14 protein-coding genes are annotated in these 16313 nt (G+C 43.1%); 6 read left to right on the plus strand and 8 right to left on the minus strand.

The features are described from left to right. Positions 1–379: 379 nt before the first annotated feature. Positions 380–1486 carry a choline metabolism transcriptional regulator GbdR gene (gene gbdR / locus AYW75_RS05645; protein ID WP_067096680.1) on the plus strand — a complete coding sequence of 369 codons (1107 nt, stop codon included), beginning with the start codon at positions 380–382 and terminating at the stop codon, positions 1484–1486. 106 nt (positions 1487–1592) lie between these two features. Here the strand turns inward: gbdR and AYW75_RS05650 are convergent, their stop codons facing one another. The 6 genes from AYW75_RS05650 to AYW75_RS05670 form a co-directional block, all read right to left on the minus strand. Continuing rightward, positions 1593–3812 (minus strand): NADP-dependent isocitrate dehydrogenase, encoded by a 2220-nt coding sequence (locus AYW75_RS05650; RefSeq protein WP_067096683.1) that lies wholly within the window; start codon positions 3810–3812, stop codon positions 1593–1595. Positions 3813–4055: 243 nt separating this feature from the next. Beyond that, positions 4056–4685: a high frequency lysogenization protein HflD gene (hflD, locus tag AYW75_RS05655; protein WP_067096686.1), complete on the minus strand. Its 630-nt coding sequence runs from the start codon at positions 4683–4685 to the stop codon at positions 4056–4058. A gap of 26 nt (positions 4686–4711) precedes the next feature. Beyond that, positions 4712–5821 (minus strand): tRNA 2-thiouridine(34) synthase MnmA, encoded by a 1110-nt coding sequence (mnmA, locus tag AYW75_RS05660; protein ID WP_067096689.1) that lies wholly within the window; start codon positions 5819–5821, stop codon positions 4712–4714. 83 nt (positions 5822–5904) lie between these two features. Next, on the minus strand, positions 5905–6294 hold the full coding sequence (locus tag AYW75_RS05665) for an NUDIX domain-containing protein (RefSeq protein WP_082856408.1): 390 nt from the start codon (positions 6292–6294) through the stop codon (positions 5905–5907). Beyond that, on the minus strand, positions 6227–6934 hold the full coding sequence (locus AYW75_RS18615; protein ID WP_082856409.1) for a pseudouridine synthase: 708 nt from the start codon (positions 6932–6934) through the stop codon (positions 6227–6229). Before AYW75_RS18615 ends, AYW75_RS05665 begins: the two co-directional genes overlap by 68 nt. A gap of 110 nt (positions 6935–7044) precedes the next feature. Beyond that, entirely contained in the window at positions 7045–7290 is a 246-nt protein-coding gene (locus tag AYW75_RS05670) for a cold shock domain-containing protein (RefSeq protein ID WP_067096692.1), read from the minus strand. A 270-nt stretch (positions 7291–7560) separates the two neighbouring features. Between AYW75_RS05670 and clpS the strand changes: the two genes are divergently transcribed. Beyond that, positions 7561–7908, plus strand: a complete 348-nt coding sequence (clpS, locus tag AYW75_RS05675) for an ATP-dependent Clp protease adapter ClpS (protein ID WP_082856410.1) — start codon at positions 7561–7563, stop codon at positions 7906–7908. Positions 7909–7928: 20 nt separating this feature from the next. Next, positions 7929–10190, plus strand: coding sequence for an ATP-dependent Clp protease ATP-binding subunit ClpA (clpA, locus tag AYW75_RS05680; RefSeq protein WP_067096695.1), 2262 nt, complete (start codon positions 7929–7931; stop codon positions 10188–10190). Between the two features lie 108 nt (positions 10191–10298). On the opposite strand, the gene infA is transcribed toward clpA, so the two are convergent. Together infA and aat are read right to left on the minus strand one after the other, a co-directional pair. Beyond that, positions 10299–10517: a translation initiation factor IF-1 gene (infA, locus tag AYW75_RS05685; RefSeq protein WP_055461515.1), complete on the minus strand. Its 219-nt coding sequence runs from the start codon at positions 10515–10517 to the stop codon at positions 10299–10301. Between the two features lie 127 nt (positions 10518–10644). Continuing rightward, positions 10645–11412 (minus strand): leucyl/phenylalanyl-tRNA--protein transferase, encoded by a 768-nt coding sequence (gene aat / locus AYW75_RS05690; protein ID WP_067096698.1) that lies wholly within the window; start codon positions 11410–11412, stop codon positions 10645–10647. Positions 11413–11881: 469 nt separating this feature from the next. Here aat and AYW75_RS05695 point away from each other — a divergent pair, with 469 nt between their 5' ends. The 3 genes from AYW75_RS05695 (at position 11882) to lolA (ending at position 16313) form a co-directional block, all read left to right on the plus strand. Beyond that, complete coding sequence (locus AYW75_RS05695; protein ID WP_067096701.1) at positions 11882–12754, plus strand: hypothetical protein; 873 nt, start codon at positions 11882–11884, stop codon at positions 12752–12754. Positions 12755–12857: 103 nt separating this feature from the next. Beyond that, positions 12858–15683, plus strand: a complete 2826-nt coding sequence (locus tag AYW75_RS05700) for a DNA translocase FtsK (protein ID WP_067096705.1) — start codon at positions 12858–12860, stop codon at positions 15681–15683. Between the two features lie 24 nt (positions 15684–15707). After that, positions 15708–16313, plus strand: a complete 606-nt coding sequence (gene lolA, locus AYW75_RS05705; protein ID WP_067096708.1) for an outer membrane lipoprotein chaperone LolA — start codon at positions 15708–15710, stop codon at positions 16311–16313.

Here is a 16313-nt window from a genome sequence, read left to right on the forward strand (position 1 = left end):
ATAACATGGCTATTGCCTCTTTAAATGATAAAAGGTGGCTTTATTTGGTATCAAATAAAGCCAAAGATGGCTGAATTAGTCTATAGTTAAAATTCACCTGCATTAAAAAAGACTTGTTCTACCTCTTAAGTGGTATTAGCTCATGTCGTTTTTTGTGTTGTATGTTTTTTATTTTGTCGTTTTTGTGATATTTATAAGGCTCGGGTCAATTATTATACGGGTTCTGTTTTAGGGCTTAAAATAGCCATCTAATGAACAGAAAGTGAAGAGACGTTTACCCAGCAGTTTCTGTCGGTCCGTCATAATAAAAATGGTGTTTTATAGCAATACTGGCCTGTTAATTGCTTACGCTATATATCACGTATAAGAGGGCACATCCATGGTCTCATCTTCCCCTACATCAACGACTAGCAAGAAGAAAGTAACGCGAGTTGGTTTCTTGTTACTAGATAATTTTACTATGATTGCATTGGCTTCAGCTCTTGAGCCATTGCGTATGGCCAATCAGCTGTACGGTGAGGAGCTGTACAACTGGCATATGATTTCAGAAACTGGTGAACCTGTTGTCGCCAGCGATGGTTTAAGTTTATCAGCGGATACATCAATCGCTGAATGTCCAGAGCTGGATATGGTTATTGTTGCCGGTGGCTTAGACATCACTCGCGGTTTTACTACTAAGCAAGTGAGCTGGTTGCAACAAAGATCGCGTAAAGGAATTACGTTAGGTGGTATATGTACAGGAGCGTACGTGCTTGCACATGCAGGTTTATTGGATGGATTTAATTGTAGTGTTCACTGGGAGTGTATGACAGCTTTGCAAGAAAGCTTCCCTAAAGTTCGCTGTAATAATCGTCTTTTCTCGATGGATGAAAATCGTGTTACTGCTACGGGAGGAAACGCTCCCTTGGACATGTTTTTGACTATCATTGCTAGAGAGCATGGTGCGAAATTATCTGGCGCTGTTTCAGATATGTTTATTTGCGACCGTATTCGTAGTGAATTTGATCAGCAGCGCGTGCCTTTACGTCAGCTTAATAAAGGTGGATGCAAGCCTAAATTGGTAGATGTGATTGAGCTGATGGAAAACAATTTAGAAGAGCCGATTGATCTTGATGAATTGGCTGCGTTTGTTGACGTGTCACGTCGTCAACTAGAGCGTATGTTCCATAAATATTTGGATTGTTCACCTTCACGCTATTATTTACGTTTGCGCCTAGATCGAGCGCGACAACTACTTAAGCAGTCTAGCATGTCGATCGTTGAGATTTCTGCTGCGTGTGGGTTTATTTCAACGCCTCATTTTAGTCGATGTTACCGTAAGCATTTAGGTATCTCGCCACGTGATGAGCGTAAAGTTGCTTGGATGGGGAATATAACGCCAGCTGAGCAAGGTGTGGGTAATCTAGTGTATATGCCTCACTCAACGCATGCATTAAACAATGCGCACTCAGAGCCCAGTTTTGGTTCTATTGCAGTTGTTAATTGATAGTAGAATAAAATAAAAAGGGAGCTTAATTAGCTCCCTTTTTTTGTTTAACTTTTGCTAACCACTTACTCAGCTTACAGCGTGTAAGTGGTTAGAGAAAAGTGAACTACAGTGATGCCAGTGCAGCGTTAAACGTTGCGCTTGGGCGCATTACTTTCCATAGCTGCTCTAGATCCATATGGTAGTAACCATCTAAGTCAGCTGGCTTGCCTTGCACTGCCGCCAATTCTTCAACAATTTTCGTCTCGTTATCGGTCAATGTTTTAGCAAGAGGTGCGAATTTAGCTGCAATCTGAGTATCTTCTGTTTGCCCTGCAAGCTCTTGAGCCCAGTACATTGCAAGATAGAAGTGGCTGCCGCGGTTATCAATATCACCAATTTTACGAGAAGGAGACTTATTGTTGTCTAGAAGTTTGCCTGTAGCTTTATCTAGGCATTTAGCTAGCACTTTTGCTTTATCGTTGCCTTGCTTAATACCAAGCTCTTCAAACGATACTGCAGTTGCTAGAAATTCACCAAGAGAGTCCCAGCGTAGGTAATTTTCTTCTTGAAGTTGTTGTACGTGTTTCGGAGCAGAACCACCTGCACCAGTTTCGTACATGCCGCCGCCGTTTAGCATTGGTACGATAGACAGCATTTTCGCAGAGGTACCCAATTCCATAATAGGGAATAAGTCAGTTAGGTAATCACGCAAAACGTTACCAGTTACTGAAATAGTGTCTTCACCACGAATAATACGTTCCATTGAGAAACGAATGGCTTCGTTGTAAGACATTATGCGAATATCTAAGCCTTCTAAATCGTGATCCTGAAGATACAAAGCCACTTTTTTGCGTAGCTCATTGTCATGGGCGCGTTCTTCGTCCAACCAGAATATCGCTGGCGTATCGGAATTGCGGGCACGTGTAACGCCTAATTTAACCCAGTCTTTAATCGCAGCATCTTTTGTTTGACAGGCACGCCAGATATCGCCTTTTTCAACATCATGTTGCATTAGGACGTTACCTTCCGCATCGACAACGCGCATTAAGCCATCTTGTGACGCTTCGAATGTTTTGTCATGAGAGCCATATTCTTCTGCTTTTTGAGCCATCAGGCCAACGTTCGGAACAGTGCCCATAGTGGTTGGATCGAATGCGCCATTTGTTTTACAGAAATTAATTACTTCTTGATAAATACGAGCGTAAGTCGACTCAGGCATTACAGCCTTAGTGTCTTTTGGCTTGCCATCGCGGCCCCACATCTTGCCAGAATTACGGATCATAGCCGGCATGGAAGCATCAACGATGACATCAGAAGGAACGTGTAGGTTGGTTATTCCGCGTACGGAATCAACCATTGCAATTTCTGGGCGGTGTTCATGGCAGTCATGGATGGCTTGAAGAATGTCATCTTGTTGAGATTGTGGAAGTGTTTTAATTTTATCATAAACACTGCCAAGACCGTTGTTTGGGTTGACGCCGATTTTGTTGAATACATCGCCGTATTTATCCCACACTTCTTTATAGAAAACAGTCACTGCATGCCCAAACACGATTGGGTGCGAGATTTTCATCATGGTTGCTTTGACGTGAAGTGACCACATGATACCAGCTTCTTTTGCTTCTTGAAGCGACTCTTCGAAGAACTCACGTAGCTTGCTTGCGCTCATGCGCATGCCATCAAGCACTTCGCCTTCAATAAGAGGTAGTGTCTTCTTAAGCTCAACATTGCCTGATTGATCAACGAACTCAATGCGTACATCTTGAGCTTTATCCATTGTCACAGATTGCTCAGAAGAGAAAAAATCACCATCACGCATGTAGTCAGCGTGCGTTTGAGACGTTTTTTTCCATGCGCCCATAGAATGAGGGTGCTTGCGAGCAAAGGCTTTTACCGCTGCTGGTGCACGACGGTCAGAGTTGCCTTGACGCAAAACTGGGTTTACCGCACTGCCAAGTAGTTTAGCATAACGTGCTTGTACGGCTTTATCGTCTTCAGATACGGCTTTCTCAGGGTAGCTAGGAATGTCATAGCCTTGCTCTTGCAGCTCTTTGATAGCTGCGTTTAGCTGAGGAATAGAGGCTGAAATGTTTGGTAGTTTGATGAAGTTGGCTGTTGGTTCAGCAGTTAATTCACCTAAAAACGCTAAACCGTCTTCTACTCGTTGATCTTCTGGTAAGCGATCAGAAAAGGCCGCTAAAATACGAGCTGCTAAAGAAATATCTGTTAGTTCTAGCTCGATATCTGCTTCTTTCGCGAAAGAACGAAAAATTGGCAGAAGAGAAGCTGTTGCTAGCGCCGGTGCTTCATCTGTCAACGTGTAGTAAATAGTTTGTTTTGACATGTATTTCCCCTAACATTCTGGCTAGTTAGCCGTTTGGATAGAAGGTGACTTATGGCCGCCATTCTCTAAATTTAATCAGTCTTGATTAAATTTTTGGTCATTATATTACCTCAATTAGAGGGGGAGAAATATTGCTCAAGAATATAGTCAAGATTGATCTAAATGATTGTTGTAAATATGGGGAGCAGAAAAGAAGCAAATATCGAATTTACTTCTTTTCTGGAACTAGAAGTGTAGAGAAAATTAAAATCGACCTTCAAGCTGTTTCAGAAGTGCTTTACGTTTAAAAATAAGATGCCAGCGTCTTCCGCCTACTTGTCGCCAAAGCATAGCAGCACGAATGCCAGCCATTAAAATGGCACGTACTTGGTGGGCAATGTGAGGTTGCTGTAAGAAACGGCTGTCTCCATGTACCTGTATGCGAAACGATAGTTTACTTAAGGTGTCTTGGTACATTCCGGAAATACCTGCGATCACGTTTTCATGCATGACAGATTCATAGTGCTCTAATTGACGCTCCAGTTGATTCAGTCGCTGACCGATTGCTGAAAGCATATCTGAGTCTTTGTGTAGCTTAGATTCAAGATGGATCATGCTTAACGCATAACGAATGGTGTCCGGGTTGACGGCATCTTTGCCTTTGCCCATGACCTCTGTTGCAATACGTCGCCCAAGTGCCAGGTTACCCTGACAGTCAAATTGACCTCCGTATATGTCCTCGGTTGCAGGGGCATTAACCATCAATATGCTATTAAGCATCGGCTCAGCGTAGCTCTGATCGGTATTACCCTTACGCGCTAAGTTGGCAACCAGCTCAGCAGCTTGAAAAATCGCTGCTAATGCAATGGCTTGTTCTTTTTCACTGTGCTGCATAGTCTGCTCCAAGCGAATCGTATGAGTTACTTGTTAAATGCAACATTGATGATGCCACCGCCTAGACAATGTTCTCCAACATAGAAAACCACTGATTGACCTGGTGTTACAGCACGTTGTGGTTCCTTAAAGCTAACTTCTAATCGGCCATCTGACAGTTCTGTTAATGTGCACTCTTGATCTGGTTGGCGGTAGCGACACTTGGCCATACAAGTCAACGGCATGTTTGGTTTGTGACGTGCAACCCAGTCGAACCCATCGGCAATTAGGTGGGTCTTAAATAAGGATTCATGCTGGCCGCCTTGAGTCACGACTAAAACATTACGGCCTAAGTCTTTTTCAACCACATACCAAGGTTCATCAGGGTAATTTGATAAACCGCCAATACCTAAACCTTGACGTTGGCCAATTGTGTGATACATCAAACCATGATGCTTACCTATGATGTCTCCATCAAGAGTTTCAATGTTGCCTGGTTGCGCTGGCAAGTATTGTTCAAGAAAGTCTTTGAAGCGACGTTCACCAATGAAACAAATGCCCGTACTGTCTTTCTTATTGTGTGTCACAAGGTCGAACTCTTCGGCTAGACGGCGTACTTCGGGCTTTTCTAATTCACCAACAGGGAAGAATGTGCGTCCGATCTCATCTTTACCAACAGCATATAAGAAGTAGCTTTGATCTTTATTGTTATCAAGGCCCTTTAATAATACTGGTTCGCCTTCTATTTCGCCTCGACGAACATAATGCCCTGTTGCAATGAAGTCTGCACCAAGTTCGAGTGCATACTCTAAAAACGCTTTAAACTTGATTTCTTTGTTACATAAAATGTCAGGGTTGGGGGTGCGGCCTGCCTTGTATTCTTCGAGGAAGTGTTCAAAGACATTGTCCCAGTATTCTGCTGCGAAATTGGCGGTGTGAAGGTGAATGCCTAACTTATCACAAACTGCTTGTGCATCGGCTAAGTCATCTTTCGCAGTGCAGTATTCTGTACCGTCATCTTCATCCCAGTTCTTCATAAATAAGCCTTCGACTGTATAGCCTTGTTGCTGCAGAAGAAGTGCGGACACAGATGAATCAACACCGCCGGACATGCCAACGATGACTTTAATGGATGCGTTTGGGTTTTCTGTACTCATCGGTTCTCTCTAATAGTGGGAACGGGGTAAAGGCCCGTCATTAGAATAAGTGTGTATTGTAGCGGATCCAGCTGTTGAGGTCTTTAGTCTGGCAAAATGTGCATATTGTTGATGCTATCTATTGCGAATGATTGGCCGCGTTCATAATCATTGATGCATTGCATAATTAATGGACTTCGTTGTTTGTGAGCTAGTATGTCATCTTTTGTGAGCCAGTTAGATTCAATAATATCTTTGTCGAGTGCCTGATCTGTCTTGTGTTTCGGTTTGCAAATAAAACATACGCGATGATATGTATCTGCACCTGAGTAAGGCGTAAAGGCATACAATCCCAAAACAGATTTAGGTTCTATCTGCCAACCAGACTCCTCTAGAGTCTCTCTGATAACGGCTTGTTGAAGCGACTCACCGTTTTCCACGTGACCGGCTGGTTGGTTGATAACGATCTCCCCGTCTTGAGTCTCGGTTACCATTAGGTAGCGATTGTTTCGATCCACTACTAGGGCTGCGACGGTTAGGTGAGGGAGTCTTTCTCGCTTTTTCTCGTTCAAATTGTGTGACCTGTTCATCAAGTTCTGGTGTGGGTTCGGCAATGACATATTCCCCAGGCGCAATATTTTCAACGCTGTAGGGGCCTATTGCAGCTCGAATCAGACGAAGTGTCGGGAAGCCAACATGGGCGGTCATACGTCTGACTTGACGGTTTTTGCCTTCAGTTATTTTGAGTTCAATCCAGCTAGTTGGAATATTGGCGCGTTCACGAATAGGTGGTATTCGTTTCCAAATATCAGGTGAGTCCATCTTACGGCACTCTGCAGGCTTGGTAAGCCCATCTTTTAACTCTACACCTACTTGAAGTGCTTTAATGGCATCTTCATTAATCTCACCTTCCACTTGCACCCAATAGGTTTTCGGCATTTTGAATTTTGGAGAGGCAATCAAATGCTGTAAAGGACCTTTGTCGGTCAGCAATAAAAGACCTTCAGAGTCAAAATCTAGCCGACCCGCAGGGTAGACTGCAGGAATATCTACATAGCTTGCGAGGGTATTTTTATGCCCATCGGACGTAAATTGGCTGAGGACTTGAAAGGGCTTGTTTAATAACAAAAGCATGGTAGAAACACTTAAACAGAAAGTTTAGGGTGTAGTAATACACCTCTAGAATATTTGATCATACCAGAGGTAGTTGAATATTTGATTGGTCTAGTGATCTTTAAATTTTGCTAGGCTGATTCTGTAATATCTTCCTCGACGTTAGCTTCGCTCCCAACTGGCGTAATCTCAACGGCGTGTAAGCCTCGTTTTCCAGGGGAGGTGTCAAATGTGACAGTTTGGCCTGCCTTAAGGGTTTTGTAACCTTCGACGTTGATCGCTGAATAGTGAATGAACAAATCTTCGTCAAAACTGTCAGATACAATGAAGCCGTATCCTTTTGCGTTATTAAACCATTTAACGGATCCACGATGCATGAGTCACTCCTTCAATACTCTTTGGCTCGATTAGCCGAACCGCAAATAAACGCTGTTAATGAATTCGGTTTGATATATGTGATTAAAGATCTGTTAAACTCACTTTCATGATTTCAATAGGGTTTAATTGTGTGACTTTTGACCACATATAACTTGAGAGTAGAACTCTATTGTGGATTTGTAAAATTCTTATTGTTTTCCACTTTCTGAGTAACTATGGATTGAGGAAATGCTAATTAACGTGAATATTTGTAGTGTTTGAGGTCCGAGATGTTTGCATCGAAGCAAATTAGTCTAAGTTTAGAGGACGATGATAACGGTCACTCGTCAGTTGCGATTGCTCCAGATGAAACTGATCTTCAGCCACCGTCTATGTATCAGGTGGTTTTATTTAACGATGACTATACGCCAATGGATTTTGTCGTATTTATTCTTCAGCGCTTTTTCAATATGGATTCAGAAAAAGCCCAGCATGTAATGATGGAAGTACATACCAAAGGGAAGGGTGTCTGTGGCATTTACCCGTATGGTATTGCGGAAACCAAAGTAGCTATGGTGCAGCAGTTTTCAGAGCAAAACGAGCACCCCCTAATGTGCGACTTGCAAAAAGTCGACTGATTTTTAGTGAGGGATAAGCGATGCTAGATAAAGAACTAGAGCAAACCTTGAATAATGCTTTCAAAGCCGCTCGAGATAAGCGTCATGAATTTATGACCGTTGAGCACCTTTTATTAGCTTTGATTGACAATGCTGCCGCAAACAAAGTGCTAGAGGCTTGTGGTGTTACGTTAGAAACTTTGAGCAAGGAGTTAGAAGAGTTCGTTGACAGCACTACCCCCCTTATCCCAGAAGACGATCAAGAGCGGGAAGTGCAGCCTACCCTAGGGTTTCAGCGTGTGCTCCAGCGTGCGGTTTTCCACGTTCAATCATCTGGTAAGCGCGAAGTGACCGGTGCAAACGTATTGGTGGCGATCTTTAGTGAGCAAGAAAGCCAAGCCGTATACTTACTGCGTCGTCACAACGTTGCGCGTATCGATGTCGTAAACTTTGTGGCTCATGGTATTTCAAAACTAGGCGGCTCAACACCAGATGAACCCATTGAGCAAGAAGACGAAGACGGTGATGAAACAGCTAATGCACCGCTGCAAAAGTATGCGACAAACTTAAATGAAGAAGCAAAAGCAGGTCGAATAGATCGATTAATTGGGCGCCAAAACGAAGTTGAGCGAGTTGTACAAACACTTTCTCGTCGCCGAAAAAATAACCCGCTTTTAGTGGGTGAATCAGGCGTGGGTAAAACCGCTATTGCTGAAGGCCTTGCTAAGCGTATTGTGGATGGCGAAGTGCCTGATGTGATAGCTGACGGTATTGTTTATTCGTTAGATCTTGGTGCTCTTTTAGCGGGTACCAAATATCGTGGTGATTTTGAGAAGCGTTTAAAACATCTTTTAGGCGAGTTGAAAAAGCTTCCTAATGCCATTTTATTCATTGACGAAATTCACACTATTATTGGCGCGGGTGCGGCATCTGGTGGCGTGATGGACGCTTCGAACTTACTGAAACCTGCATTAAGTTCCGGTCAATTACGTTGCATTGGCTCAACAACGTTCCAAGAATTTCGTGGCATCTTCGAAAAAGATCATGCCTTGGCTCGTCGATTCCAGAAAATCGATGTCAATGAGCCGAGTGTTGATGATACCTATGAAATTTTGAAGGGCATTATCGGTGCCTTTGAAGAGCATCATAAAATCAAATACGAAGACGCAGCCTTGAAGGCCGCATCTGAACTTGCGCAGCGTTATGTTCCTGATCGTCATATGCCAGATAAAGCCATTGATGTAGTGGATGAAGCCGGTGCTTATCAGCGCTTGCAGCCAGAAGAGACACGTAAAGAAATCATCACGGTAGAAGATATTGAAGATATCGTTTCTAAGATCGCGCGAGTGCCAGTTAAAGCGGCCAACTCGGATGATAAGAAAGTACTGTCTAATCTTGAGCGCAACTTGAAAATGGTGGTGTTTGGTCAAGATGGTGCCATCGAATCCTTAGCGGATGCGATTAAGTTGTCTCGTGCAGGCCTGAAAGCCGAGCAGAAGCCGATTGGTTCATTCTTGATGGCTGGACCAACCGGTGTTGGTAAAACCGAGGTTACGCGTCAGCTGGCGAAGATCATGGGGCTTGAGCTTATTCGCTTTGATATGTCTGAGTACATGGAGCGACATGCGGTATCACGTTTGATAGGTGCGCCACCAGGCTATGTTGGTTTCGATCAAGGTGGTTTACTGACTGAGGCCGTCACTAAGAACCCTCACAGCATTGTGTTGTTGGATGAGATTGAAAAAGCACATCCTGAAGTTTTCAATTTACTGTTACAAGTCATGGATCACGGTACACTGACGGATAACAACGGTCGTAAAGCGGATTTCCGTAATGTGGTATTAGTGATGACTTCGAATGCGGGTGCTGAAGTGCTTGCTAAGAGGTCGATTGGTTTCTCTATGCAGGATCATTCTACAGATGGAATGGAGGCTATTAACAAAACCTTTACTCCTGAGTTTCGTAACCGTTTAGATGCTGTGATTCAGTTTAAACAGCTTGATGAACAAGTTATCTTTAATGTTGTTGATAAATTCTTGGTCGAATTACAAGCTCAGCTAGATGCTAAAGGTGTTCTGATTGAAGTGAGTGATACAGCTCGCGGTTGGTTGGCCAGTAAAGGTTATGACCGTCAGATGGGCGCGCGACCGATGGCGCGTGTTATCCAAGAGCACCTGAAGAAACCACTTGCTAATATGATCTTATTTGGTGATTTAGTAGAAGGTGGTGTTGTCTCAGTCGCATTAGACGAAGAGAAAGATGAGCTGTCATTCTCTGTTAAGAAAGAGCCAGTGCGTTGTTGACATGAAGCTGTCTATGGGTGAAAGGCTTTATTTTCGACATGCCTTAAACGCAAAAAAGCCGCTTAAATGACTAAGCGGCTTTTTTTATGAATCACATTCTCGTTTAAATTAGCGAGAACGGTAAACAATTCGACCTTTTGATAAGTCGTAAGGTGTCAGTTCAACCTTAACTTTATCGCCTGTCAAAATTCGAATGTAGTTTTTACGCATTTTTCCGGAAATATGCGCTGTCACAACGTGACCATTTTCAAGTTCCACACGGAACATAGTGTTTGGAAGGGTATCGACAATCGTACCTTCCATTTCAATGCTGTCTTCTTTTGCCACAATCAGTGTCCTGTTCTTAATTAAGGTTAAGCATTCTCTCGCTATTTAGGCTAAAAATAGGCTTGTGATTGGCGAGTTTGCTAAAATTTCGGCCGTATTTTGCCCAAAATAGCGCTAAAAAGCAAATTTAGCCCATAAAATTAGTAATGGGTAAAGGCTCTTTCTGCTGTGCTAGTGCTGCTAGTCGGCTGTTTGGGCTAGGGCTGGGTATCAAGTGCTGCAACGTATTAACAAAATCACGTTTGTTAATCATCTTGGCGCCCAATGACGTAAGGTGCTCTGAATATACTTGGCAGTCGATCATTTGTATACCTAGTTCAGCTGCTAACTGACAAAACTGCCATAATGCCACTTTTGAGCCATTGTTTTTAAGCGAATACATAGATTCTCCAAAAAACATATTCCCCATGGCAACACCATAAAAACCACCAGCTAATTCATTCTCCAAAAAAGTTTCAACAGAAAAAGCAAAGCCTTGCTCGTTTAATTTTGAATACGCATCAATGATGTCTTTGGATATCCAGGTTCCTTCATTGTTAGCCCGTAGTTTACGGCATATGTCGACAGATTGCCTGAAATCTGTGTTGACTTTCCAGTGCCAGTTTTTATTTTTTAGACTTTTTTGAAGTGATTTGCTGGTATGAAAATCTGATGGAATCAGTGTGCAGCGCTCATGTGGATGCCACCAAAGGATTGGATCGGGGTCACTGTACCAAGGGAAAAAACCATGCTGGTAAAGGTGAATTAATCGCTCAGGTTTTAAATCGCCACCGACTGCAGAGAGCCCTTCTGGGTCATCCAAGGACTTAAAGGGGTCTGGTGTATCAAAGATAGATTCTGTCAGAAGAACGAGCTCTTGTGTGTTTTTTGAGCTTTTTTCAGTGTGATCTAGCATTGAATCTCTTATAAGTGCTTATTCCGATGCCATTATTATCCATAATTTTTACCTTGTTTTCCTAGCGTTAAGTGTAATAGTTACGCTTTTTTTGTCTCTTTGTAGGGAATATGTATTAAAATCGTACGTAAACCGCATGAAAACACTCTTTGATATGCTTGTTTTAACCTCAAGACATAAGCAAAACACGAAAAATGCAAAAAAAAATCAAAAAAAGTGTCTGTAATGCTTGACCAGCAAAGCGAATCTTGGTTTTAATCAAGTAAGTTCAGAGCAGCAAACAAAAAAACTAAACGAATTGCTGCTGATGAGCTAAAAATTTTTCGGTGTTGTGGGTTTGTCACAAAACTGAAATTGATAGGCTTTACTATGTTTAAGTCGCTGATATTGCAGCGTTAAATAATTTTAAGGTGCTAAGCCTTTCAAAAGGTCTTAAGACCGAACATATATAATTAAAGGGGAATCTTGAATGAAAGCGATTAAACTTGCTTCTGTTTTCGCGGTATCAGCTGTTGCAGCTGCGGTATCTACATCTACTTTCGCGGCTGAGCCAGTATTTTCTGGTGAAGCAGGCTTAGAATACACTAGCTACTACGGTGATTCTAAAGCTAAAAACGATCTTGCTGATGGTACTGACGTAGGTGAAGTTGAGCTATCTATCGATACTGGTATCGTATATGCAGAGATCGAAGTTGCGACTACGGGCGCTGACGAAGGTACTTCTGTAAACTTTGAAAAACTATACGTTAAACAAGGTGCAGTTTCTTTTGGTCGTTTCGACGGTTCAGTAGCTGCGAACGCATTCATGGGCATGGATGAGATTGGTTACACTGGTATCGATCTACGTACAGCACAAGGCGATACTGATAACACTGGTCTACGTTACGCTGTAGCTCCAGGCCTTACTGTAGCACTTGAAGCTACTACAAACTCTACAGATGATTCAGATGTTGGCGCGGCAATTTCTTATGTTGCTGATCTTGAAGGTATCAAGCTAGGTATCTCTGGCGGCGCGATTGGCGATGCTAACGCAGTAAACGTTGGTGCTCAATTCAATGCAGGTCCAGCTACATTCTCTCTTAACTACGGTACTGGTGAGCGTGGAACAGATCCAGCAACTACAGACGTTGAAGAAGTTGGTTTCGGAATCGAGTTTGCTGCTACTGAAGCGCTTACTTTGACTCTTCAATACGCTAAAGACCTTGAAGGTGTTAATGAAGAAGATGGTACTTACTTCGTTGCTTCTTATGGTGCTGGCGATTTAACGTACTACTTTGAAAACTACAACGGTGTTTACGCTGGTGTAGAGAAGAACGTTTTAGGTGTAACAGCTTCTTTCTAAGATTTCCCTATCTTAGCAAAAGCGAAAGCCAGCCCTTCGGGCTGGCTTTTTTTATGGTAAGCTTGCACCTTAAACATTGGCTGATGACATTGGAAGGTGGCTTTTGACACAAGTAGGGCGTGAGTCTGTAGGATCACTTGTCTGGGGAACATTCGCGAAGCAGGCGGCGTTTATTGCCGCAATGATATTTTTTCTATTTTTTGCATTTGCGACGTATACCTACAATCCAGAAGATGCCGGTTGGTTTTATTCTGGTAGTGGCGGTACCGTTCAAAATTCTATGGGTCCGATAGGTGCAATGTTAGCTGATTTATTGTCAGCCTTCTTTGGCAGCCTTTTTTATTCGTTACCTCTTCTTTTCTTATTAGTTGCCTTTATATTATGGCGCAACCCACACCAAATGATCCCGCTTAATAATGCCATTCTTTGTTGCGTTGGTAGTATTTTATATTTGAGCTTTGGCTCCGCACTTTGTTTCTTGCATACAGTAGGAAATGCTTCGCTCCAGTTTGGAGCAGGCGGTATTCTAGGCCAATCCCTTGGACAGTTGCTCTATCACTGGATTGGCTACGATGGTGCTACTCTAGTCAGTCTTGCTTTGGTTTTACTCGCGTTTACTCTTTTAGCTCAAGTCCATTGGTCGCAGGCGCTTGAATTTATTGGCGAGCGTACGGAAATGGCTTATCTGTGGGTTATTGGACGTTTTCAACGTGATGAGGATGTAGAAGAAGATGATAAATCAACTAAACAGAAAGCGAAAAAGGCTGCTGAGAAAGCAGCTAGGAAAGCAGTCGAAGAAGACGAATTAGAAAAGCCTGCTATATTCCGCAAGAAGAAAGTGACGCAAGTGATCGACGAAGAGGTCGAATCAACTGAAACGGAAAAGAAAGTGTCTTTATGGGAAAAAATGAAAGGCAAGTTTGCTCGTTCGTCCAAGACAGAAGACTCAGTTCAACTAGAAACCAATAGAGAACAACGAGAGCCAAGTTTTGATGGGCTGGACTCAGCGTCCTTTAATGACAGCGATGAGACTTTTGATTTTACAGATACCTTGTATGTCGAAGAAGATCATCGCGATATCAGCTTTGATGAAGTATGGGATAAGAAAGAACCTAGTGCACTATCTAAAACAAAGTTGTCAGCTGCTAACATGCAGCATAAGCAGAAAACTTTCAGTACTGAAAAGTCTCTTGAAGAGCAAGTAGCGATGGAGCAATCTTCTACCCAGACTCGTTCGCAGCAAGAAACAGAGCTTCAGTTTGCAGCGGATCAAGGTGTGGATGAACAGACCATCATAACAGAGAGAGTGGTCAAGCTACCTAAAACACAATTATCAGCGCAACCTACTCCTGATGCAGCGGCACACAAACCTGCGGTGAAAACGTTGTCAGAGGCCAAGCAACTTGATGGCCTTGGTGGGCCATCGGCTGAAGTTGAGCGCTCTGAAGCACTTTATAGTTTGCCTGATCGAGCTGTTTTAACACCTCCGAAGCCTAAAAAAGGTGGTTATACGGAAGATGAACTATTAGATCTTTCCGCATTATTAGAGCAACGATTACAAGATTTTGGTGTGAAAGCAGAAGTTGTAGAGGTCAACCCAGGCCCGGTTATTACCCGTTTTGAAATTCAGCCAGCGCCTGGTGTAAAAGTTTCTCGAATCACAAACTTAGCTAAAGATTTAGCGCGCTCATTAAGTGTATTAAGTGTACGAGTGGTCGAAGTTATTGCGGGTAAATCAACCATTGGTATTGAAATACCAAATCAAAACCGTGACACCGTTTACTTTTCTGAAGTAATCAATACACCAATGTATGACAATGCAACATCGCCTTTAACCTTGTCGCTCGGGCATGATATTTCGGGTGAAGCGGTAGTGGTCGATTTGGCTAAAATGCCTCATGTATTAGTGGCAGGTACTACCGGCTCGGGTAAGTCGGTGGGGGTTAACGCCATGATTCTCAGTATGTTGTTGAAATCGACGCCTGACGAAGTACGTATGATCATGGTTGATCCTAAAATGTTGGAACTGTCTATTTACGAAGGCATCCCTCACTTATTAACGCCTGTTATAACAGATATGAAAGATGCCGCTAATGGCTTGCGTTGGTCGGTGGATGAAATGGAACGTCGTTATAAATTAATGTCCAAATTAGGTGTGCGAAACATTGCAGGCTTTAATAAGAAAGTTCGTGAAGCGGCAGCAGCAGGTGAGCCTATTGAAGACCCATTATGGACACCTGAAATGGCGATGTTCTCGGAAGATGGTGTGGCACGCACAGTACCTTATCTAGAGCCATTACCGTACATCGTTATTGTCGTCGACGAATTTGCCGACATGATGATGATTGTAGGTAAAAAGGTTGAGGAGCTGATAGCACGTATTGCTCAAAAAGCTCGTGCGGCAGGTATTCATCTGATACTAGCGACTCAACGTCCCTCGGTTGATGTTATTACTGGGTTGATTAAAGCTAATATACCAACTCGTATGGCGTTCCAAGTATCTTCGAAAATAGATTCTCGAACTATCCTTGACCAAGGTGGCGCCGATCAGCTGCTTGGACAGGGTGATATGTTGTATCTACCGGCAGGCCTGCCAACCCCAATACGTGTGCATGGTGCATTTGTGTCGGACGAAGAAGTGCATGCAGTGGTAGAGGAATGGAAAGCACGTGGTGAGCCAGATTACATTAATGATGTGACCGTGAGTGCGGAAGAGTTGACCGCAGGCGGTGGTGAAGACAAAGATGCCTTATACGACGAAGCTGTGAAAATTGTGATAGAAACGCGTAAAGCTTCTATATCTTCTATTCAACGACGCTTAAAAATTGGCTATAACCGAGCTGCAAACTTGGTTGAAGCAATGGAATCTGCAGGATTAGTCGGACCAATGGGAACCAACGGTCAACGAGAGATTCTGATTCCTGAATAGGAATCCGTTACGCGAGGAAAATGTATGAGTCGTTTTATTTGTGCGCTAGGCATGTTTTTAGCAGTGAATGCTTGGGCTGATACATCAGTCGATTCACTGACACAATTGCTTGATGATAATCGCAACGTCGAAGGTGAGTTTCGCCAAGTTACGTATAATGAGCAGGGGGAGCAAGTTCAGCACAGCGAAGGTGTTTTTTTGCTTGCAGCGCCTAATCGTTTTGTCTGGGATACGATTACACCTTTTCCGCAGCGAATTATTTCAGACGGCGAGTGGGTTACGATTTGGGATGTTGATTTAGAGCAAGCCACACGTAAACCTTTTGCGGGAACAGTCGGTAATTCACCTGCAGCTTTGCTGGGAGATTCTGCTGCTAATGTATTGAGTCATTATGCTGTCGAAAGCGTCGGTAAGGACAGCTATAAGCTAGCGCCTAACGATCAAGAAGACTTGTTTGATTCATTAACACTGTCGTTTGATGATAAGTCGATCAGTGCAATGAGCATCAAAGATGTATTAGGTCAAACAACCGTGATTGAGTTCTCGAATATAGAGGCTCATGAAGGGGTTTCAGAACAGAATTTCAATGTGGACCTACCTGAGTCCGTCGATGTAATTATTGAGCAGTAA

It is taken from the genome of Marinomonas atlantica, from assembly GCF_001639725.1.
In the GTDB taxonomy this organism is placed as follows: domain Bacteria; phylum Pseudomonadota; class Gammaproteobacteria; order Pseudomonadales; family Marinomonadaceae; genus Marinomonas; species Marinomonas atlantica.